Source organism: Halobacterium bonnevillei (assembly GCF_009831555.1).
Taxonomy (GTDB): domain Archaea; phylum Halobacteriota; class Halobacteria; order Halobacteriales; family Halobacteriaceae; genus Halobacterium; species Halobacterium bonnevillei.
Window position 1 is genome coordinate 1 of the sequence record NZ_WUUU01000049.1, and the last position, 18,180, is coordinate 18,180.

Annotated in this window: 12 protein-coding genes and 3 pseudogenes; 12 read left to right on the forward strand and 3 right to left on the reverse strand. The window is 68.4% G+C overall.

Going from position 1 to position 18,180, the window contains the following annotated elements; all coding sequences use genetic code 11:
• The 8 genes and pseudogenes from GRX66_RS08000 to GRX66_RS20930 all read left to right on the forward strand — a co-directional run.
• Window positions 1-261, forward strand: a pseudogene (locus GRX66_RS08000) (protein kinase); the annotation flags it as partial.
• On the forward strand, window positions 261-971 hold the full coding sequence (locus tag GRX66_RS08005; protein ID WP_233745370.1) for a hypothetical protein: 711 nt from the start codon (window positions 261-263) through the stop codon (window positions 969-971). The pseudogene GRX66_RS08000 and the gene GRX66_RS08005, both read left to right, overlap by 1 nt.
• Window positions 972-1,083: 112 nt before the next feature.
• Window positions 1,084-2,232: an alpha-1 4-glucan-protein synthase gene (locus GRX66_RS08010; protein WP_159526096.1), complete on the forward strand. Its 1,149-nt coding sequence runs from the start codon at window positions 1,084-1,086 to the stop codon at window positions 2,230-2,232.
• Window positions 2,233-2,304: 72 nt separating this feature from the next.
• Complete coding sequence (locus GRX66_RS08015) at window positions 2,305-3,471, forward strand: extracellular solute-binding protein (RefSeq protein WP_159526097.1); 1,167 nt, start codon at window positions 2,305-2,307, stop codon at window positions 3,469-3,471.
• Window positions 3,472-5,136, forward strand: coding sequence for an ABC transporter permease (locus GRX66_RS08020; protein ID WP_159526098.1), 1,665 nt, complete (start codon window positions 3,472-3,474; stop codon window positions 5,134-5,136).
• Window positions 5,129-6,259 (forward strand): ABC transporter ATP-binding protein, encoded by a 1,131-nt coding sequence (locus GRX66_RS08025; protein WP_159526099.1) that lies wholly within the window; start codon window positions 5,129-5,131, stop codon window positions 6,257-6,259. The genes GRX66_RS08020 and GRX66_RS08025 overlap by 8 nt, the downstream gene beginning before the upstream one ends.
• 197 nt (window positions 6,260-6,456) lie before the next feature.
• Window positions 6,457-6,876, forward strand: a pseudogene (locus GRX66_RS20925) (glycosyltransferase family 39 protein); the annotation flags it as partial.
• Between the two features lie 811 nt (window positions 6,877-7,687).
• The gene (locus GRX66_RS20930; protein WP_449271464.1) at window positions 7,688-8,353 is read left to right on the forward strand and encodes a DUF7846 domain-containing protein; all 666 of its coding nucleotides are present in this window, start codon (window positions 7,688-7,690) and stop codon (window positions 8,351-8,353) included.
• 51 nt (window positions 8,354-8,404) lie between these two features.
• Here GRX66_RS20930 and GRX66_RS08035 read toward each other — a convergent pair whose 3' ends face one another.
• Together GRX66_RS08035 and GRX66_RS08040 are read right to left on the reverse strand one after the other, a co-directional pair.
• Complete coding sequence (locus GRX66_RS08035; RefSeq protein ID WP_159526100.1) at window positions 8,405-8,722, reverse strand: hypothetical protein; 318 nt, start codon at window positions 8,720-8,722, stop codon at window positions 8,405-8,407.
• Between the two features lie 154 nt (window positions 8,723-8,876).
• On the reverse strand, window positions 8,877-9,572 hold the full coding sequence (locus GRX66_RS08040) for a dolichyl-phosphate hexose transferase (protein WP_159526101.1): 696 nt from the start codon (window positions 9,570-9,572) through the stop codon (window positions 8,877-8,879).
• 115 nt (window positions 9,573-9,687) lie between these two features.
• Between GRX66_RS08040 and GRX66_RS08045 the strand changes: the two genes are divergently transcribed.
• Window positions 9,688-10,296 carry a response regulator gene (locus GRX66_RS08045; RefSeq protein ID WP_159526102.1) on the forward strand — a complete coding sequence of 203 codons (609 nt, stop codon included), beginning with the start codon at window positions 9,688-9,690 and terminating at the stop codon, window positions 10,294-10,296.
• Window positions 10,286-12,754, forward strand: a complete 2,469-nt coding sequence (locus GRX66_RS08050; protein ID WP_159526103.1) for a GAF domain-containing protein — start codon at window positions 10,286-10,288, stop codon at window positions 12,752-12,754. Before GRX66_RS08045 ends, GRX66_RS08050 begins: the two co-directional genes overlap by 11 nt.
• Window positions 12,755-12,824: 70 nt before the next feature.
• Here GRX66_RS08050 and kynU read toward each other — a convergent pair whose 3' ends face one another.
• On the reverse strand, window positions 12,825-14,096 hold the full coding sequence (gene kynU / locus GRX66_RS08055) for a kynureninase (protein ID WP_159526104.1): 1,272 nt from the start codon (window positions 14,094-14,096) through the stop codon (window positions 12,825-12,827).
• 351 nt (window positions 14,097-14,447) lie between these two features.
• On the opposite strand from kynU, the gene GRX66_RS08060 reads away from it, so the two are divergent.
• Complete coding sequence (locus tag GRX66_RS08060; RefSeq protein WP_159526105.1) at window positions 14,448-17,672, forward strand: methyl-accepting chemotaxis protein; 3,225 nt, start codon at window positions 14,448-14,450, stop codon at window positions 17,670-17,672.
• A gap of 122 nt (window positions 17,673-17,794) precedes the next feature.
• A pseudogene (locus GRX66_RS08065) lies at window positions 17,795-18,180 on the forward strand (hypothetical protein); the annotation flags it as partial.

The window sequence follows — 18,180 nt, forward strand, 5'->3', positions numbered from 1 at the left end:
ACGTACGGTCGGTTCGACCAGGCGACGGACGTCTACGGCCTCGGCGCGCTCGCGTACTTCCTGCTGACGGGCGACCCGCCGGGGGACAGCGACCAGCGCCTGCCCGCGGCGCAGCGCAACCCAGTCTTGCCGGAGAGCGCCACCGACCTGTTCGCGCGAGCCCTGGCCGACGAGAAGCACGCGCGGTTCGCGACCGTCCTGGACTTCCAGCGCGCGTTCGACGACTTCGCCGCCGACGTCGCGGCCGGGGGTGATACGTAGTGGCGAACCCCGCGGAGACGCTCTCGACGGTGGCGTTCACGGGCTACGGCCTCGTGCTCGTTACCGGCGGTGCGTTCTCGTACTACGCGCTCCAGAACTACGCGTTCGACCGCATGGAGGGTTACCAGGACTTCTGGAGCTACCTGACGTACGTCGGAATGGCGTTCGCGTCCTTCGGCGTGTTCGGCCTGTGGCAGGTGGCGGGCGGCGGGAACGTCGTGCAGGCGTTCCTGGACACCACGCTGCTGTTCGCCATCGTGTTCCTGACGTTCTCGATGCGGGAGGTGTACTACAACAGCGCGCTCGCTCCGGACCCGTCGGAGCGTCGGGTGTCGCTGGCCTGGCTCCGGACCGTCGAGTTCGGGTTCGTGGTCGTCATCGCCGCTGAGTGGGTGGCCGCGGCGGCCCTCGGCCAAACGGCGACGACGGCGGTGCTGCGTGGCCTCGCAGCGCTGGGGTTCACGGCGTACGGCGTGGCGTTCAGCGAGCGACTGGAGTCGCTGGCACACGGCACGGCGCTGGACTCGCTGCGGCGACACCTGCTCGTGGTGCTGGTGTGCGCGACGGGCATCGCCATCGCGGATCTCGTCGCCCTTGTCGGGCCGTCGGCCATCGCGAGCAGCACCTTCTACGTGTTCCTGGTGCTGCTCGGCGGGCTCCTGGTGCCGCCGACCATCCGCCTCCAGCAGTCCGTCGCCGGACTCTCCTAGCCGAACACCCCCGTTCGTCGGCGTTCAGTGCGGCGCGGCAGCCGACCGCGTGTTAGGCGTGCCTAAAGACCGACACACACTTTAGGCCGGCCTAAATAGAGGGAACTAACGGATGACACGAGACGTCTGCGTCGTCGTGCCGACAATCCGGGAGTACGAGTGCATGCGGGAGTACTTCCGGAACGCGCGCGACCACGGCTTCGACCTCGACCGGCTGTTCGTCGTGCTGGTGACAGAGGACTTCTGTGACACCGACGGCATGCGGGAGATGCTCGACGAGGAGGGCGTCACCGGCGCCGTCTTCGACGAGAGCGACCGCGAAGCGTGGTTCGCGGAGCACGGCGTCGAGGAGTACAGCCACCTGATTCCGGCGGCCAGCCACGCCCAGACCTCCTTCGGGCTGCTGTACCTCTGGGCCAACGACTACGAGTTCGGCGTCTTCATCGACGACGACACCCTCCCGCACGACGAGTGGGACTTCTTCGGCACGCACCTCGACAACCTCGCGCACGACGGCGACGTGGAGGCGGTGTCCTCCGACGAACAGTGGGTGAACGTCCTCTACCAGTCCGACACGGACCTCTACCCCCGCGGATACCCGTACTCTGCGATGGACGAGACCGTCCAGACCGAGACCGCCGACGTCGACCGCGTCGTCGCGTCGCAGGGCCTCTGGACGAACGTCCCGGACCTGGACGCCGTCCGCATCCTGATGGACGGCGACCTCCAGGGCCAGGCCCAGACCCGCACCGGGTTCGACGACTTCGACCGGGATTTCGTCGCCGCGGAGGACAACTACCTCACCGTGTGCTCGATGAACCTCGCGTTCCGCCGCGAGGTCGTGCCCGCGTTCTACCAGTTCCCGATGGACGAGAACGCGTGGGACGTCGGGCGCTTCGACGACATCTGGAGCGGCGTCCTCCTGAAGCGCGCAGCGGACCTCCTGGGCGGCCAGATCTACAACGGCGCGCCGCTGTGCGAGCACAACAAGGCGCCGCGGTCGACGTTCGACGACCTCGCAAACGAGGTCGCGGGCCTCGAACTCAACGAGCACTTCTGGACGGAGGTCGCGGCCGTCGACCCCGACGAGGCGTCCTACGAGGCCGTCGCGCGCGCCGTCGGCGAGCGCCTCGCGGCTGGCGACTACGCGGAGTACAACAACGGCGCGTTCCTCAACGAGTGCGGCGAGTACCTGCTTGACTGGGTGAACTGCTGTGCCGCGCTCGCCGACCGGAAAGTCGCCGCGCCCGCGGACGACTGACGCCGCCGATGACCCGCCCGGCCTTTCGGGAACCGGTAGTTATAAACGTTTTAGGCCGGCCTAATTCAAGGTATGAGAGAGCGCACTAGTCAGTCGCGCCGTCGATTCCTCGCGACGGCGGGCGTCGCCGCCACGACCGCACTTGCAGGCTGCTCCGGCCTCTCGGACGTCATCGGCAGTGGCGGCGACGGCGGTGACGACGGCGGCAAGCCCACGCTCGCGGACTTCCGCGGCTCCGGCGAGTTCGTCGCCGACCGCCCCGCACCCGGCGGCACATCTATCGAGGACCTCCCCGACCTCGAAGGCGAACTCACCGTCTACCTCGGCGGCGGCGAGGGTGGCCGCTACGTCAACCTCATGGAGCTGCTCAATCAGTACTACGACGACTTCGAGGCCACCTGGGACACCCAGCCGTCCTCCCAGCTGGCGAACGTCATCGTCAGCGAGCACGACAGCGGCACCACGCAGGCGGACGTCTTCTGGTCGGTCGACGCCGGCTCCCTGGCCTACGTCTCCGAGAACGGCGCGACCCAGCAGCTGTCCGGCGACACCACCAGCCCCGTCTTCGACGGGTACAAGCCCGACGACCAGTGGGTCGGCGTCGCCGGCCGCTCGCGGGCCATTCCCTACAACACGAACCAGTTTTCAGAGTCCGACATGCCCACGAGCATCGACGCGTTCGCGACCGAGTCACGATTCGCGGGCGCCATGGGCTGGGCGCCCACGTACGGCGCGTTCCACGGCTTCGTCACCGCGATGCGCCAGCTCCGCGGCGACGAGGCGACCCGCGAGTGGCTCAACGGCATGCTCGACCAGAACGTCTCGCGATACGACAACGAGTACCTCGTCGGGCAGTCGGTCGCCAACGGCGAAATCGGCGCTGGCTTCGGGAACCACTACTACGCCATCCTCGTGCTCGCAGACCGCCCCGATGCCCCCGTCGACCTCGCGTTCACGGAGAACGACGCCGGTTCGCTCGTGAACGCCTCCGGCGCGTCCGTCCTCGAGGGCGCACGGGACGCCGACCGCGCCGAACTGTTCATCCGCCACCTGCTGTCCGCGGAAGCCCAAGAGTTCCTCGCGACCCGCGGGTTCGCCTACCCCATGATCGAGGACGTCGAGCCCGTCGGCCCGCTGCCGACGCTCGCCGAACTCCAGCCGCCGGAACTCGACCTCCAGACGCTGTCGGACGTCCAACCGACTCTGGAACTCCTCCGCGACGTCGGCATCCTGACGTAGATGGCCACCAGCGACCGCCTCGACAGGCTCCGGAACGACGCCGGCGACGAGGGCGACGAAGCCACGAGCTTCTCGCTCGCAGTCGTCGCCGGCGCCGTCGCGGCGGTCGTCTCGCTGCCGGTCGTCGTCCTCCTGGTGCGCGCGTCCGACTACGGCCTCGGCCACCTGTTCGGCCTCGTCACCCAGGCCAGCAGCATCCAGGTGCTCGTCAACAGCCTCGTTCTCACCGGCGTCGTCACGGTCGGCTGCGTCGCCGTCGGCGTGCCGCTTGCCGTGCTCACCGTCCAGACCGACCTGCCGTTCCGTCGGTTCTGGACGATCGTCGGCGCGCTCCCCCTCGTCGTCCCGAGTTACATCGGCGCGTTCACGTTCATCGCGGCGTTCGGGCCGCGCGGCGAACTCGCCGACCTGCTCGCGCCGCTGGGCATCGAACGCATCCCCGCCATCTACGGCCTCCACGGCGCCGCGCTCGTGCTCGTCCTGTTCACGTACCCCTACGTGTTCCTGACGACGCGCGCCGCCCTGCTCTCGTTCGACGGCACGCTCGTCGAGGCGGCGCGCACCCTCAATCACTCGCGCTGGGGGGCGTTCAAGCGCGTCACCCTCCCCCAGATTCTGCCGGGCATCACCGCCGGCACGCTGTTGGCGTCCCTGTACGCGCTGTCGGACTTCGGGACGCCCGCCCTGATGCGCTACCAGGTCTTCACCCAGCAGATCTACGTCGCCCAGCGCAGCCTCGGCGTCCCCGAGGGGTATCCGGCGATGCTCTCGCTGCAGTTGCTCGCCGTCGTCGCCGTCGTGCTCGCCCTGGAGTCCCGCATCGGCGGGTCGACGACGGCGTACATCTCGCGGGGGTCCCGACAGCCCAACCGCATCCAGCTCGGCGCGTGGAAGTGGCCCGCACTCGCGTTCACCACGTCGGTCGCCGTCCTCGGCCTGGGCGTCCCCCTGGGCGTGCTCGGCTGGTGGCTGTACCGCGGCGGCGAGAGCGTCTTCCAGTTCGACCCCGCGGTCGCGTGGAACTCCCTGAAGGTCGCCGTCGCCGCGGCGCTCGCGGCGACGCTGATGGCGCTGCCCGTCGCCGGCTACGCCGCGCGCTCGAACTCGCCGATGTCCACCGTCGTCGACCGCCTCACGTACGTCGGGTACGCGGTGCCGGGCGTCGTGCTCGGTCTCGCGCTCATCTACCTGACGACCAGCGCGGACCTCCTGACGTGGTGGCTGCCGGTCGGCGGCGACTCCGTCCAGCGCCTGCTTCGCTCGGTGTACAAGACCGTCCCGCTGCTCGTGTTCGCGTACGTCGTGCGGTTCCTCCCGCAGGCTGTCGGCACGATCCGGTCGTCGGTCCTGCAGGTCGACCCGAAACTGACGGAGGCCGCGCGCACGCTCGGCCGGTCGTCGACGGGCGCGTTCCGGGAGGTGACGCTGCCGCTCATCGCGCCCGGCGTGGCCGCGGGCGCGGCGCTGGTCTTCCTCACGACCATGAAGGAACTGCCGGCGACGCTCCTGCTCAGTCCGATAGGCTTTGAAACCCTCGTCTCGTACATCTGGCTCGTCAGGGAAGCCGGCTCGTACGGCGCGGCCGCGATCCCCGCGCTCGTGCTCGTGGGCGTCTCCGCGCTCTCGATGGTCGTCATCCTCGCACAGGAACGATACAATGGCTGACAGCGAACTCACGACGGACGCTTCGGTGGACGCCCGCTCAGAGAGCAACGCCGACGCGCCGGACGCAGTCATGGAACTCGAGGGCGTCACGAAGCGCTACGGCTCCGAGACCGCCGTCCGCGACCTCTCGGTGTCCGTCCGCGACGGCGAACTGCTCACGCTGCTGGGGCCGTCGGGCTGCGGGAAGACGACGACCCTCCGGATGCTCGCGGGCCTGGAACGCCCCAGCGAGGGCACGATAACGCTGGCCGACGACGAGGTCGCCGGGCCGTCCACCTACGTGAAAGCCGAGGAGCGCGGCGTCGGCATCGTGTTCCAGGACTTCGCGCTGTTCCCCCACCTCTCTGTCCGCGAGAACGTCGCGTTCGGGCTCACGGACCACGACGCCGACCAGACCGAGGAACGCGTCGACGAACTCCTCGACCTCGTCGACATGCCGGGGATGGGCGACCGCTCGCCCGACCAGCTCTCGGGCGGCCAGCAACAGCGGGTCGCACTCGCCCGCAGTCTCGCGCCCGAACCGGACATCCTCCTGCTGGACGAACCGTTCAGCAACCTCGACGTCCGGCTGCGCGTGGAAATGCGGGAGGAAGTCCGCCGCATCCTCAAGGAAGCCGGCGTGACGGCCGTCTCCGTCACCCACGACCAGGAGGAAGCGCTGTCGATTTCGGACCGCGTCGCCGTCCTGGAGGACGGCCGCCTGGAACAGATCGGCGACCCGGAGAGCGTCTTCGAACACCCCGAGTCGCGGTTCGTCGCGTCGTTCCTCGGGCAGGCGGGATTCCTGTCGGCGCGGGTCGGGGAGACCACTGTCGACACCTGCATCGGGAGCTACGACCGCACCCTCCTGAAGGGACTGTCCGACGGCTACACGGGCGCGATGGTCGACGTCCTCGTTCGACCGGACGACCTGCGCGCGGTGCCCGCCAACGAGGCGAACGCCAACGGCGCCATCGTCCGCCGCCAGTACACCGGGCCGTCGTTCATCTACCACGTCGAACTCGACAACGGCGACGTCGTTCGCTGCCTCCACAACCACGCCGAGGACATGGACGTCGGCGAACCCGTCACCGTCGACCTGGTGTCGGACCACTCGCTGGCGTGGTATCCCGCGAAGGGATGACCCGCGCCGGGGGCGACGTCGCGGTTTCGCGACGACTCGCGGCTGGCGTCCAGCGCGTGCGGGCCGCCAGCCCGGTGCCGCTCGCACCACTCGTGCTCGCGCTCGTCGCGGCTGCCGCGGCGTACGCGCTCTCGGTCACCGTCTTTCCGTACCACTCCTCGAACCACGACGAGGCCGTCTACCTCCAGCAGGCCGCGATGCTCCTCGAGGGCCAGTTGGTCCTCCGGCCGCCCGTCGAGGACGCCTTCCGTCCCTGGTTCTTCGTGGACTCCTCGAACGGCCTGTACCCGAAGTACGCGCCAGTCACCGCCGCGGTCTACGCGCTCGGCGAACTCGCGGGGTCGTTCCGATACGCGCTGCCAGCCGTCGCGGCCGCGACCACAGCACTCCTCTACGGGGTCGTTCGCGAGGCGTTCGACTACCGGACGGGCGTCGTCGCCGCCGTCGCGTTGCTGTGCTCGCCGCTGTTCCTCCTGCAGTCCGCGGTGTTCCTTCCGTACGCGCCGACGACGATGCTGAACCTCGCGTTCGCGTTCGCGTACTTCCGCGCGGAGCGAACCGGCAGCGTCGCCTGGGCGGCCGTCGCGGGCGCGGCGGTCGGCCTCGCGTTCTTCTCGCGGCCGTACACGGCCGTCCTGTTCGCTGCGCCGTTCGTCGCCCACGCCGTCTGGACGCTCGCGGGTTCTGTCGCGTCGCTTCGCGATGATTGGACTGTCAGGCCGACGCTCAGGCGGCGGGTGGCCACCGCCTCGCTGGGACTCGCGGGCGTCGCGGTGACGCTGTCGTACAACGCCGTCGTCACGGGCGACCCGCTGGTCTTCCCGTACGAGGCGTTCGCGCCGCTGGACGGGCTCGGGTTCGGAACGCGGGAGATTCTGGACTACCAGCGCGACTACACGCCGGCGCTCGCGCTGGAGGCGAACGCCCGCGTCGTCTGGCAGTTCGTCTCCCGGTGGGGCCCCTTCGGCGTTGTGGGGGCGCCGCTGGCCGTACTCGGCGCATTCGCCACCGCGCGCCGGGAGTGGCGCTGGCAGCAGGCCGTGCTCGCGGGCGTGGCCGGCAGCGTCGTCGTCGGGAACGTCTACTTCTGGGGGAACCTCAACGTGCTCGGTGCCCTGGGCGACCCCGGCGACGGCCTGATCGCGAGCCTCGGGCCCTACTACCACTTCGACCTCCTCGTTCCGGCGCGCGTTCGCCGCGGCGGGCGTGTTCGCTCTCGTCGACGGCGTTCGACGCGCGCTCGCCGGCCGGTTCGACCCGGAAGCGACGCGCGTGGCGGCCGCCGTCGTGCTGGTGGCTCTCAGCGCCGTCCTCGGGGGCGCGGCAGCGACAGCGGTCGCCGACCCGGTCGGGGACAACGCCGCCGTGACCGAGCAGTACGAGGCCGCCTACGACCCACTCCGGCCCGAGCCGCCGGCCGACAGCGTCGTGTTCCTCCCGGAGCCCTACGGGGACTGGCTGAACCACCCGTTCCAGTACCTCAGGAACGACCCCGGGTTCGACGGGCGGACGCTCTACGCGCTCGACGATCACCAGCTGGCCGTCGCCGACGCGTACCCGGACCGCGACTACTACCGCTACGTCTACCGCGGCGAGTGGTCACCGCACGCCGGCGACCCCGTCGAGCCGGCACTCCAGCGCGTCCGCGTCACGAGCGGCGACTCGCTGACGGTCGCCACCAGGATGGGGCTGCCCGCCTGGACTGACGGCGTGACGTTCACGCTTTCGAACGGCGACGAGCGCGTCCACTACACCCTCGACGACGCCGCCAGCCGGTCGTCGGCAGACCTGGACGTCGTCGTCACTGACGGAACTGCGAAACTGATCGGGCCGCTGTCGGCGACGGGCAACGAATCGCTGGGCGTCGAGGCCGGCGACAGCATCGCGCTCGACGTCCACGTTGACGGCGGGTACGGCGCGGGGTTCAGCTACCGCGTGCGGTTCCCGGTCGCGGTGGCGGACGGCCAGTACCGGACGGTGACGCCGTACCGGGAGCTCTGTACCGACCTCAGGCAGTGCGGCGGTGCGGCGGCGTACGTCCCGGGCGTCGGGCCGACAGAAGCGTCGCTGAACGTGACTGTCCGCGGCGACTGAGCCAGCGGCAGCGCTATCGAGTCACACCGGCGAACGCAGAAGACCGGGAACTCAGTACTTGCTCTGGCGCTTCGACCGAGAGAACTGGTCGAGCCAGCCGGAGAGGGCGACAATCAGACCGATAGCGAGCACGCCGACCGCGAACATCCACGCGAACCAGTAGCCGATAGCGATGAGTTCCAGCAGGTCGGGAGACGTGACGTAGCGCCGTCCGAGCAGGGTCAGCGACATCCACGCACCGAACACGACCGCAAACTTGCCGGCGAGGAGGAACCAGGCACCGAACTCTCGGTCGATGTAGTTGAGCGCGCTCGAGAGCGTACCGCGGTGCCCAACAGAAACTTCCTCTTGTTTCGTCGTCTTTACCATACATGTACTACACTCGCAGTAGATAAATAGTTACGGGTGAAAATCGCCGGTACGGGATTTTATACGCGCGTGATAATTCGTGGGTTCGGCGGGACAGCAGTCCGGGCCGGTCGACCCGGGCACGGAAATCGTTCTCCGGTGCAGACCTTCCGGCCTACAGGAGTCGTTCTTCGGTGCAGACCTTGACAATCGAGCCCAGAATCTCTGCGCCGCCCGACAGCGGGTCGAGTTTCGTCTCACCGAGGCGGTCGTCGTACTCGATCGGGACTTCGATGACATCGTAGCCCCGGCACAGTGGTCGGATGAGGAGTTCCGCAGACAGCCCCGTGTTCTGCGTCCAGTCGATGTCCTCGACGACCTCGCGGCGGTACGCGCGCATCCCCGTCGTTGTGTCGTGGACGCGATTCCCGACCAAGAGGGACGTGAGGGCCGCGAAGGCGGCGTTTCCGAGGCGGTTGACCGCGGGCATCTCGTCGGCGCCCCAGTACAGTCGGTCGCCGCTGACCACGTCGTAGCCGTCGTTGACGTACTCGAGGAACTCGGGGATGCGCTCCATCGGGTAGGTGTCGTCGCAGTCCGTCGTCACGACCACGGGCGTCTCCGCGGCGTACAGCGCGGCCCGGACGGCCACCCCGTACCCGAGGGGTTCCTGCTCGATGACGCGGGCGCCGTGTTCGCGTGCGATTTCCGGCGTGCGGTCGCTGGACCCGTCCACGCAGACGACGTCGGCGCGGTCGTCTGTGACGTCCGCGATGTCCTGGAGGACGGTCCCGATCGCGGCCTCCTCGTTGTACGTCCCCATGACGACGCTGACGTCGTCGAGCGTGTACGGGGCGTCGGGGTCACTCATTGACGACGTCTTGCCGCCCGGGATATTTTAGGCTTGCCAAAATTATCGTCGCCCACCAACAAGTGATAAATAGGTACGCTTCAAACGTCCGCCAGACCGCGGCACGCGGACAATCATGACAGAGGAAAGGAACGTGGACGCCGGCAGCGACGAAGCGACGGTCCTCGTCGTCGACGACGAGGAAGGACTCGCTGACCTCTACGGGATCTGGCTCCGCGACCAGTTCACCGTCGAAACCGCCTACGACGGCCAGGAAGCGCTCGACGCCCTCGACGACAGCGTCGACGTTGTCCTCCTCGACAGACAGATGCCCGGCATCTCGGGGGACGCCGTCCTCGAAAGAGTCCGCGACCGCGACCTCGACTGTCGCGTCGCGATGGTCACCGCCGTCGAACCCGAACTGGACATCGTCGACCTCGGGTTCGACGACTACCTCCGGAAGCCAGTCGACCGCGAAACCCTCCTCGAGACCGTGAACCGCTTGCTCCGTCGCTCCACTTACGACGACGCCGTCATGGAGTACTTCGCGGCGGCACGCAAACACGCCCTGCTGTCGGAATCCGACGACCCCAGCGTCACCGACTCCGAGGAGTTCCAGACGCTGGAAGGCCGCCTCGACGAGCTCCGCGGCCGCCTCGACGACGTAGTCGGGGACTTCGACGAAGACGACTACGAAGTCCTCTTCCGGCGCCTCTCGACCGAGAACGCCGAAGATGACGGATAGAAGCGACTACACCAGCGAACTCCTGTCGTACGCCACAGAGGTAGCCAGTACGGACGACGTCGACACCGTCTTCGCGGCGATGGCGGACGCCGCCGAAGCCATCTTCGACTTTTCCTCCGCGGTGGTCGAAACCGCGGACGGCGGCGTGCTGTCGGTGCGCGCGTGGAGCGGGCGACCACCGAGCGTCGACGGCATCCCGGCCGACGAGGGCGTCGCCGGACGCACGTTCCAGACCGGCGAGTCCCAGCGGGTCGACGACGTTCTCGACGACCCGCGAGTCAGCGACATCCCGGACGGAGCGCCCCGGTCGGTCATCAGCGTGCCCATCGGGGACATCGGCGTGTTCCAGGCGGGCGACGACGAACCCAATGGGTTCGACGAGGGCGACGTCGAACTCGCGGAACTGCTGGCGTCACATTGCTACCAGGCGGTCGAACGCATCAAATCCCAGCAGGCCCTCCGCGAGAGCAACGCGCGATTCGGGAAGCTCTTCGAGCAGGCTGACGACGCGCTCGTGCTCTACGACGTCCTCTCGACTGGCAACACCGCGATCCGGCTCGTCAACGACGCCGCTTCGGTGCTGTTCGACGCGCCGGAAGCCCAACTGCGCGGCGACTCGCTGTCGGCGTACCTCGACGCGGCCCCCGAGGAATTCCATCCGAGCGACGACGACAGGTCCTTCGAGACGCGGCTCACGGACGACGACGGCCGGACGTTCCGCGTCAAAGTGAAGCCGTTCCTCCGCGAGGACGGCCCCGACGGATTCGCAGTGGTCAGCGACGTCACCGAACAGGTGTACCGGGAGCGCACGCTGACGGAACTCCACGAGGCTACGCGGGCGATGCTCACCCGGGACGACCCGGACGGCATCGCGAACGTCGTGGTCGACACCGCCGACGACCTGCTGGACTTCCCGTACGTGTCCGTGTTCTTCGCGGCCGTCGACACCGGCGAACTCCGCCCGGCCGCGTTCGTCGACCCGCGAGACGGTCAGACCCCGCCTGTCCTGGAAGCCGGCGAAAGTCTCGCCTGGGAAGCATACGAACGGGGAGAGGTGATGACGGTCGACGACGCGAGCAACCACCATCTGGTTCGGAATCCGGACACGAAGCTGCGGGACCTGGTCGTCCATCCACTGGGCGACCACGGCGTGCTCTTGATCGGTGCGATGGAGACCGGCGTCCTGGACCCGATCGACCTTGACCTGGTCGGCGTCCTCGCGACGAACGCGGAAGCGGCGTTGGACCGCACCGAACACGTCCGCCAGCTCGAGACCAGGGAGTCCGAGCTGCGTCGCGAACGCAACCGGCTCGCCGCGCTCTTCGAGAACGTCCCGAGCCCGACCGCGAGTTTCGTCGTGGAGGACGGCAACCCAATCATTCGCTCGGTCAACCCCGCGTTCGAGGCCGTGTTCGGGTACGACGAGGCGGATCTCGTCGGCGAGAACGTCGACGAGTACATCGTTCCGCCGGAGCGCGAGACGGAAGCCGAGTTGTACAACCAGAAGCTCGTGAACGGGCAGAACATCAACGTCGAGGTCCAGCGTTTGACGGCGGACGGCCCCCGGGACTTCCTGCTAGACGTCGTGCCGTTCCGCCTGGACGAACCGAACATCCACGGGTACGCGATGTACACTGACATCACCGAGCGGAAGGAACGCGAGCGCGAACTCGAACGCCAGAACGACCGCCTCGAGGAGTTCGCGAGCATCGTCAGCCACGACCTCCGCAATCCGCTGAACGTCGCGCGGGGCTACCTCGAACTCGCCGACCAGACCGGCGAGGACCAGTACTTCCACCGGACGAACGAGGCGCTGGAACGCATGCACGACATCATCGAGAGCGTCCTCGCGCTCGCGCGCCACGGCCGCAGCCTCGACGACACCCGCGAGGTGTCCCTGGCGGACGCCGCGAACCGGGCGTGGCGGAACGTCGACACCGACACCGCTACGCTGCACGTCGCCGACGACGCGACCCTCCAGGCGGACCCGTCGCGGTTCGGGTCGCTGCTCGAGAACCTCTTCGCGAACGCGATCCAACACGGCACCGAGGACACGACGGCCAGTGCGACCGGCGACGCTCCAGACTTCGACTCACTCGACGGTACGGACGTCCCGGAGTCGGTCCCGCCCGACGGGAATGTCGACGGCTCGTCGTCGAGAGCGGCGGACGACGACAGTCGGGACTCCATCACCATTACCGTCGGGACGCTCGACGCCTCCAGCGGCGGGCACGACGCAGGCGACGACTCCACCAGGGGGTTCTACGTGGAGGACGACGGCGTCGGCATCTCCGCGGACAAACGGGACCTCGTCTTCGAGTACGGGGAGACCAGGAGCGAGGAGGGAACTGGCTTCGGGCTCGCCATCGTCAAGAGCGTCGCGGAAGCGCACGGCTGGACGCCGACAATCTGCGAGAGCGACGCTGGCGGCGCGCGCTTCGAGTTCACCATCGCCTGAGCGTCCGCACGGTCTGAGCGCCGGTCTTCCCCGGCTTCCCGGGGTCGTCTGTGTTCCCGTGCAGCGCCACTCAGGTCACGGTTTCTCCGTCGTCGCCGTACGCCTCGAGTGCGCCGGTGTCGAGGACGTCACGGAGTTCGTCGACGGCCAGCCAGACGTCCTCGAAGCCGACGAAGTACGGGGACGGCGCGACCCGAACGACGTTCGGCGGCCTGTAGTCGACGACTACGCCGCGGTCCCGGAGCGCGCGACTCACCCGGTCTGCGTCGGGGTGTTCGACGGCGACGTGCCCGCCGCGGCGCTCCGCTTCGCGGGGCGTACCGACCGCACACTCCGGCAGGCGTTCGTCCACGAGGCTCACGAGGTACCTGGTGAGGGCCGCGGAGCGCTCCCGGAGGCGGTCGATACCCGCGGCTTCGACGACGTCCAGCGTCCCGAACAGCGGCGCCGCGGCGAAGACCGGGACCGTCCCGATCTGGAACGCGGCAGCCCCGTCTGCGGGCCTGAACTCGGGGTCGAGGTCGAACTGGGAGTCGTCCGCGTTGCCCCACCAGCCTGCGAGCGCCGGCGGCAGGTCGAAGTGGTCCTCGTGGACGTACAGGCCGCCGATTGCGCCGGGGCCGGCGTTGAGGTACTTGTAGCTACACCAGACCGCGAAGTCCACGCCGTCGAAGTGGAGGTCGTGGTCGACGACCCCGACAGAGTGCGCGAGGTCGAACCCCGCGAACGCGTCGTGGTCGTGCGCGATGTCCGTGATCGCCGCGACGTCGAACAGCTGGCCGCTCCGGTAGAGCACCGAGGGCATGAACACCATGGCCGTGTCGTCGGTGACGGCGTCCGCGATGGCGTCCGTCTCGATGGTTCGGCCGTCCTCGCTGCCGACGACGACGAGGTGGTCGTCGGGGTCGAGGCCGCGAACGCGCAACTGCGACCGGATGGCGTAGTGGTCGGTCGGGAAGTCGAGTTCGTTCACGACGACGTCCGTTCCGTCGGCGGCGTCCAGGAACGTCCCGACGAGCGCGTGGATGTTCACCGTCGTGGAGTTGGCGGCGACGCACTCCGCGGGTTTCGCGCCGACCGCGTCCGCGAGGCGGTCGCCGAGTCGCTCCCCGTAGTCGAACCACGGCGGGTCGGCGTCCGTCCACCCCTCGATGCCGAGGTCGCGCCACTGGTCCAGCGCCCGCTGGAGTGCCTCTCGGGCGTCCTCGCCGTGGACGCCGAGGCTGTTCCCGTCCATGTACACCGTGTCCTCGGGGACGGTGAACCGCTCCCGCAGGCCGGTCAGCGACGACTCCGCGTCCCGCATCCGCGCGGCCGACTGCGAGGCGTCGAACTCGCTCATGTCCTCTCGTTCTGGGCCGAGACGCATGTACGTTCTGTCGACGGCGGCCGGCGACGCGACCTGCCCCATTCGTCAGGTCCCAGAACTCCGAAGCTCAGCCAGGAGCGGGAGTGGGAAAGCGGAGCGTCTCGCAGGTGGGTTACTCTCAACGGGCACGTGTCAGAGATTCAACTGCGGGGTTCTCTGAGATAATAACGCGGCGCAAGGATTAACACCCCCATGTATTCAGGCGGGTACCATGGCGGGGGTCAGACCGATCGAACGTGTCGCATCAGCACACCCGGGTGGCGCGGGCCGAGCACCACTCACTCCAGCTGCGAAGGCCGAGAACACCGACTCGGGTGACCGTGGATGAAAATCAGGACGAAGCTCATCACGCTGTGTCTCGCTATCTCCCTGATTCCGGTGACGGTGGTCGGCGTCGCCGGCCTCCAGAACATGGAGTCGGTCAGTTCGTTCGCCCAGGACGAGAGTTCGAGGCAGCTCGAATCCCAGATCACCGGCGAACTGAACGACACGGTGCACTCCCGCCAGGAGGAACTCCAGAACCTCCTCGACGTCCGCAACGTCGACGCGCGCTCGCTCGCCGAGTCGACGCCCGTGCAGAACTACGAGGCGGCGAGGGCCGGCGAGATGGAACTCATCAGGGAACAGAGCCACCGTCAGGTCGGGTTCGTCGCGCTCCAGATGCGCGACACGGTAGAGACGACCAAGCAACAGGTCCTCGCCAACAAGTACGACGGCCGTGACTGGGCGGACCTCAGCCAGTCCGAACAACAGGCCGTCAAAGACGAGGTCGAAACCGTGCTGTTCGGGACGGCCGGCAACTTCACGGAACCCGAGGGGACGCTCGCGGATACCCACCAACCCGGGTACATCGGAGACACCGGGTACGCCTACGTGACCACTGGTGACGGACAGGTCGTCTCCCACCACAACCTCCCGGACGGGTTCGACCTCATCGAGGACGCCGGACTCACCGTCTTCGAAGACATCGAGGCGACGATCGACTCCGACGACGCGATCCGCAACGGCGACGAGTGGGGCATCGCCGAATACGAGTGGGAGGACACCACCCAGGACGGCAACCCCGTCGAGCAGAAGTTCATCGCGTACACGTACCACGAGGACTTCGAATGGGTGCTCGCACCGAGCGTCTACTACTACGAACTGCAGACCAGCGCAGTCGAGGACGCGCGCAACGGCATCCAGGACTCGTTCCGGAGTTACCTCGACACGCGGACCGTCACGGTGAACGGCGACGAGCGACCCGCGTACGACGAGATCATCATGACCGACGAGCACGGAAACGGCGTCATCCGTGCCCACCGTGAGGACGACGGCTCCACCACGACCGAGTCTGTGTCCGACACCAACTACGTGACCACGGACTGGTACGAGACAACCGAGACGCTCGAACCGGGAGAGGTCCACGTGACCGACGTCGAGACCCAGAACGGGGAGCAGCGGGCGTACATCGCGACGCCGATCTACTACGACGGCGAGTACGCCGGGACGGTGGCGCTGCGATTCGACTACGGCATCCTCACCGACCTCTCGACCGCCAAGACCGTCGGCGACTCCGGCTACCTGAGCATCGTCAACGAGGAGGGGACGGTGCTGTCCCACCCCGACGACGTGGCGGTGAACTCCGAGGTGAGGATCACGGACGAGGCGTACGCCGGAACGCTGTCCACCATCGCCGAAGACAGCGTCCTCGAGGGCGAACACGGACTGACCACGTACACGAAGCAGACCGCGGACGGCGCTGACGAGCACTACTACGTGGCGTACGCGCCGCTCCAGTTCGGAGACAAGCAGCTCTCGCTGCTCGGCACGGTCCCCGAAACCGACGTGACCGGGCCGAGCGCGGCACTGGGGCAAGCGATGAGCGACCGCACGACGTCCGCGCGCGACGTCCTGCTGTTGGTCGTCGGCGTCATCGTCGTCCTCGTCGTCGGCCTGGGCTATCTCGCGGCGCGGTACTTCTCGCGTCCCATCGAGGCACTCCGCGACCAGGCGAGGGCGCTCTCCCAGGGGGACTTCGACGAGGACCTGGACATCGACGCGCAGGACGACGAGATCGGAGACCTCGTCCAGGCGTTCCAGGAGATGCGCTCGAACCTCCGCCGACAGGTTGCGGCGCTCCGCTCGGTGAGCGACGGCCTCGGGCGTGGCGACCTCGACCAGGACGTCGACACCGACCTGCCCGGGGAGTTCGGCACCATCATGCGCGACCTCGACGAGGGCATCGGACGCCTCCAGGTCGGATTCACCGAGATCCGCGAGACGAGCCAGCGGATTCGGGACGGCGAACTCGACCAGGACGTCGACACCGACCTGCCGGGCGAGTACGGCGCGGTCCTCGCGGACCTCGACACCGGCGTCGAGGAGCTCTCGGGGAGCTTCGACGAACTCCAGTCGGTCAGCCAGCGGCTCCGGGACGGCGACCTCGACCAGGACGTCGACACGGACCGCCCCGGACAGTACGGCGCGGTATTGTCCGACCTCGAGGCCGGGCTCAGGGAAGTCGGGTCGAGCCTCGCGGAGGTGCGCGCAGTCGCGGACCGCTTTGCGGAGCTGAGCGACGAGACCGCCGCGAGCGCACGCGAGATCGAGTCAGCGAGCCAGGAGACCGCGCAGGCCGTCGAGGAGATCGCGAGCGGCGCCGACCAGCAGACCGAGCAGCTCCAGTCCATCTCCCACGAGATGAACGACCTCTCTGCCACCATCCAGGAGGTCGCGTCGTCGACCGAGAACGTGGTCGGGACCGCCAACGAGGCCGTGGAGCTCGCCGACCGCGGCCGCGACCACGCCGCCGACGCGACCGCGGAGATCGACGCCATCGAGACGGAAGCCGACCGGGCGGTCGAGCAGGTCGAACGCCTCGAGGAGCAGGTGACCGAGATCGACGACATCGTCGGCCTGATCACGGACATCGCCGAACAGACGAACCTCCTGGCGCTGAACGCGTCCATCGAGGCGGCGCGCGCCGGCGAGGCCGGCGAGGGCTTCGCCGTGGTCGCAGACGAGATCAAGACGCTGGCCGGAGAGGCCGGCGACGCCACCCAGGCGGTCGAGGCGCTCATCGACGACATCCAGGACAGCACCGACGAGACCGTCGCGGACATGGAGTCGATGCAGGACCGCGTCGAAACTGGGTCGGACACCATCGGCGACGCCATCGAGATGTTCGACGACATCGCGGACGCCGTCGGTGACGCCGAAGCGGGCGTCGAGGAGATCTCCGAGGCCACCGAGGACCAGGCGGTCTCCACAGAGGAGGTCGTCGCGATGGTCGACGAGGTGTCCAGCGTCAGCGAGGAGTCCGCGGCCGAGGCGAGCAACGTCTCCGCAGCGACCGAACAGCAGACCGCGGCCATCGACGAGGTCACGACGAACATCCAGAACGTCTCGTCGTCCGCGCAGTCGCTCCAGGAACTCGTCTCGCAGTTCGAGGTCGAGGACCTGTCGTCGGAGGTCGACGAGAATGCGCGGACTCCCGACGCCGAGCGTTCGATGGACGCGTTCGAACCGGCGACCGATGGGAGCGGCCTGAACGGCGACGACGACTGACCCGACGGCACGACCACTTTTTGTCGGTTAGCGGACAACTCTCGCTCGTCGGACGGGATGCGAGCGCTTCACTCCGCGCCCGCGAACCGAACATTCACGTCTCGGCGCGGAGAGTGTGAGGCGTGACCGAACTCGACCCCGAACTCGCCGCGGCCGTCGCCGACGTGGAAGCGACGGGCGTCCCGGCGTGGCACAGCCTCTCCGTGGCGAGCGCGCGCCGCGTCGAGGACGAGGTGTTCACGCCCGACGAGCGACGCGACGTGGCGCTCGTCCGCGACCTGTCCTTCGACGGCCCTCGTGGGGAGGTGGGCGTGCGCGTCTACAACGACGACTTCGTCGCCTCTGGCGACGCCGGTGATTCAACTGCCGTCACTGAGCCCGGCGGCGGCGACGACCCGGACCCGGTGGTCGTGTTCTACCACGGCGGTGGGTGGACGCTCGGGACGCTGGACTCGGTCGGGGGCGTCTGTCGGGCGTCGCTGCGGCGGCGGCTGCGTGGTCGTCAGCG

Excerpts from the sequence above, each read along its gene's own strand:
- GRX66_RS08010 (WP_159526096.1), top strand. The coding sequence starts at position 1,084 with ATGACACGAGACGTCTGCGTCGTCGTGCCGACAATCCGGGAGTACGAG.
- GRX66_RS08015 (WP_159526097.1), top strand. The coding sequence starts at position 2,305 with ATGAGAGAGCGCACTAGTCAGTCGCGCCGTCGATTCCTCGCGACGGCG.
- GRX66_RS08020 (WP_159526098.1), top strand. The coding sequence starts at position 3,472 with ATGGCCACCAGCGACCGCCTCGACAGGCTCCGGAACGACGCCGGCGAC.
- GRX66_RS08025 (WP_159526099.1), top strand. The coding sequence starts at position 5,129 with ATGGCTGACAGCGAACTCACGACGGACGCTTCGGTGGACGCCCGCTCA.
- GRX66_RS08035 (WP_159526100.1), bottom strand. The coding sequence starts at position 8,722 with ATGGTAAAGACGACGAAACAAGAGGAAGTTTCTGTTGGGCACCGCGGT.
- GRX66_RS08040 (WP_159526101.1), bottom strand. The coding sequence starts at position 9,572 with ATGAGTGACCCCGACGCCCCGTACACGCTCGACGACGTCAGCGTCGTC.
- GRX66_RS08045 (WP_159526102.1), top strand. The coding sequence starts at position 9,688 with ATGACAGAGGAAAGGAACGTGGACGCCGGCAGCGACGAAGCGACGGTC.
- GRX66_RS08050 (WP_159526103.1), top strand. The coding sequence starts at position 10,286 with ATGACGGATAGAAGCGACTACACCAGCGAACTCCTGTCGTACGCCACA.
- kynU (WP_159526104.1), bottom strand. The coding sequence starts at position 14,096 with ATGAGCGAGTTCGACGCCTCGCAGTCGGCCGCGCGGATGCGGGACGCG.
- GRX66_RS08060 (WP_159526105.1), top strand. The coding sequence starts at position 14,448 with ATGAAAATCAGGACGAAGCTCATCACGCTGTGTCTCGCTATCTCCCTG.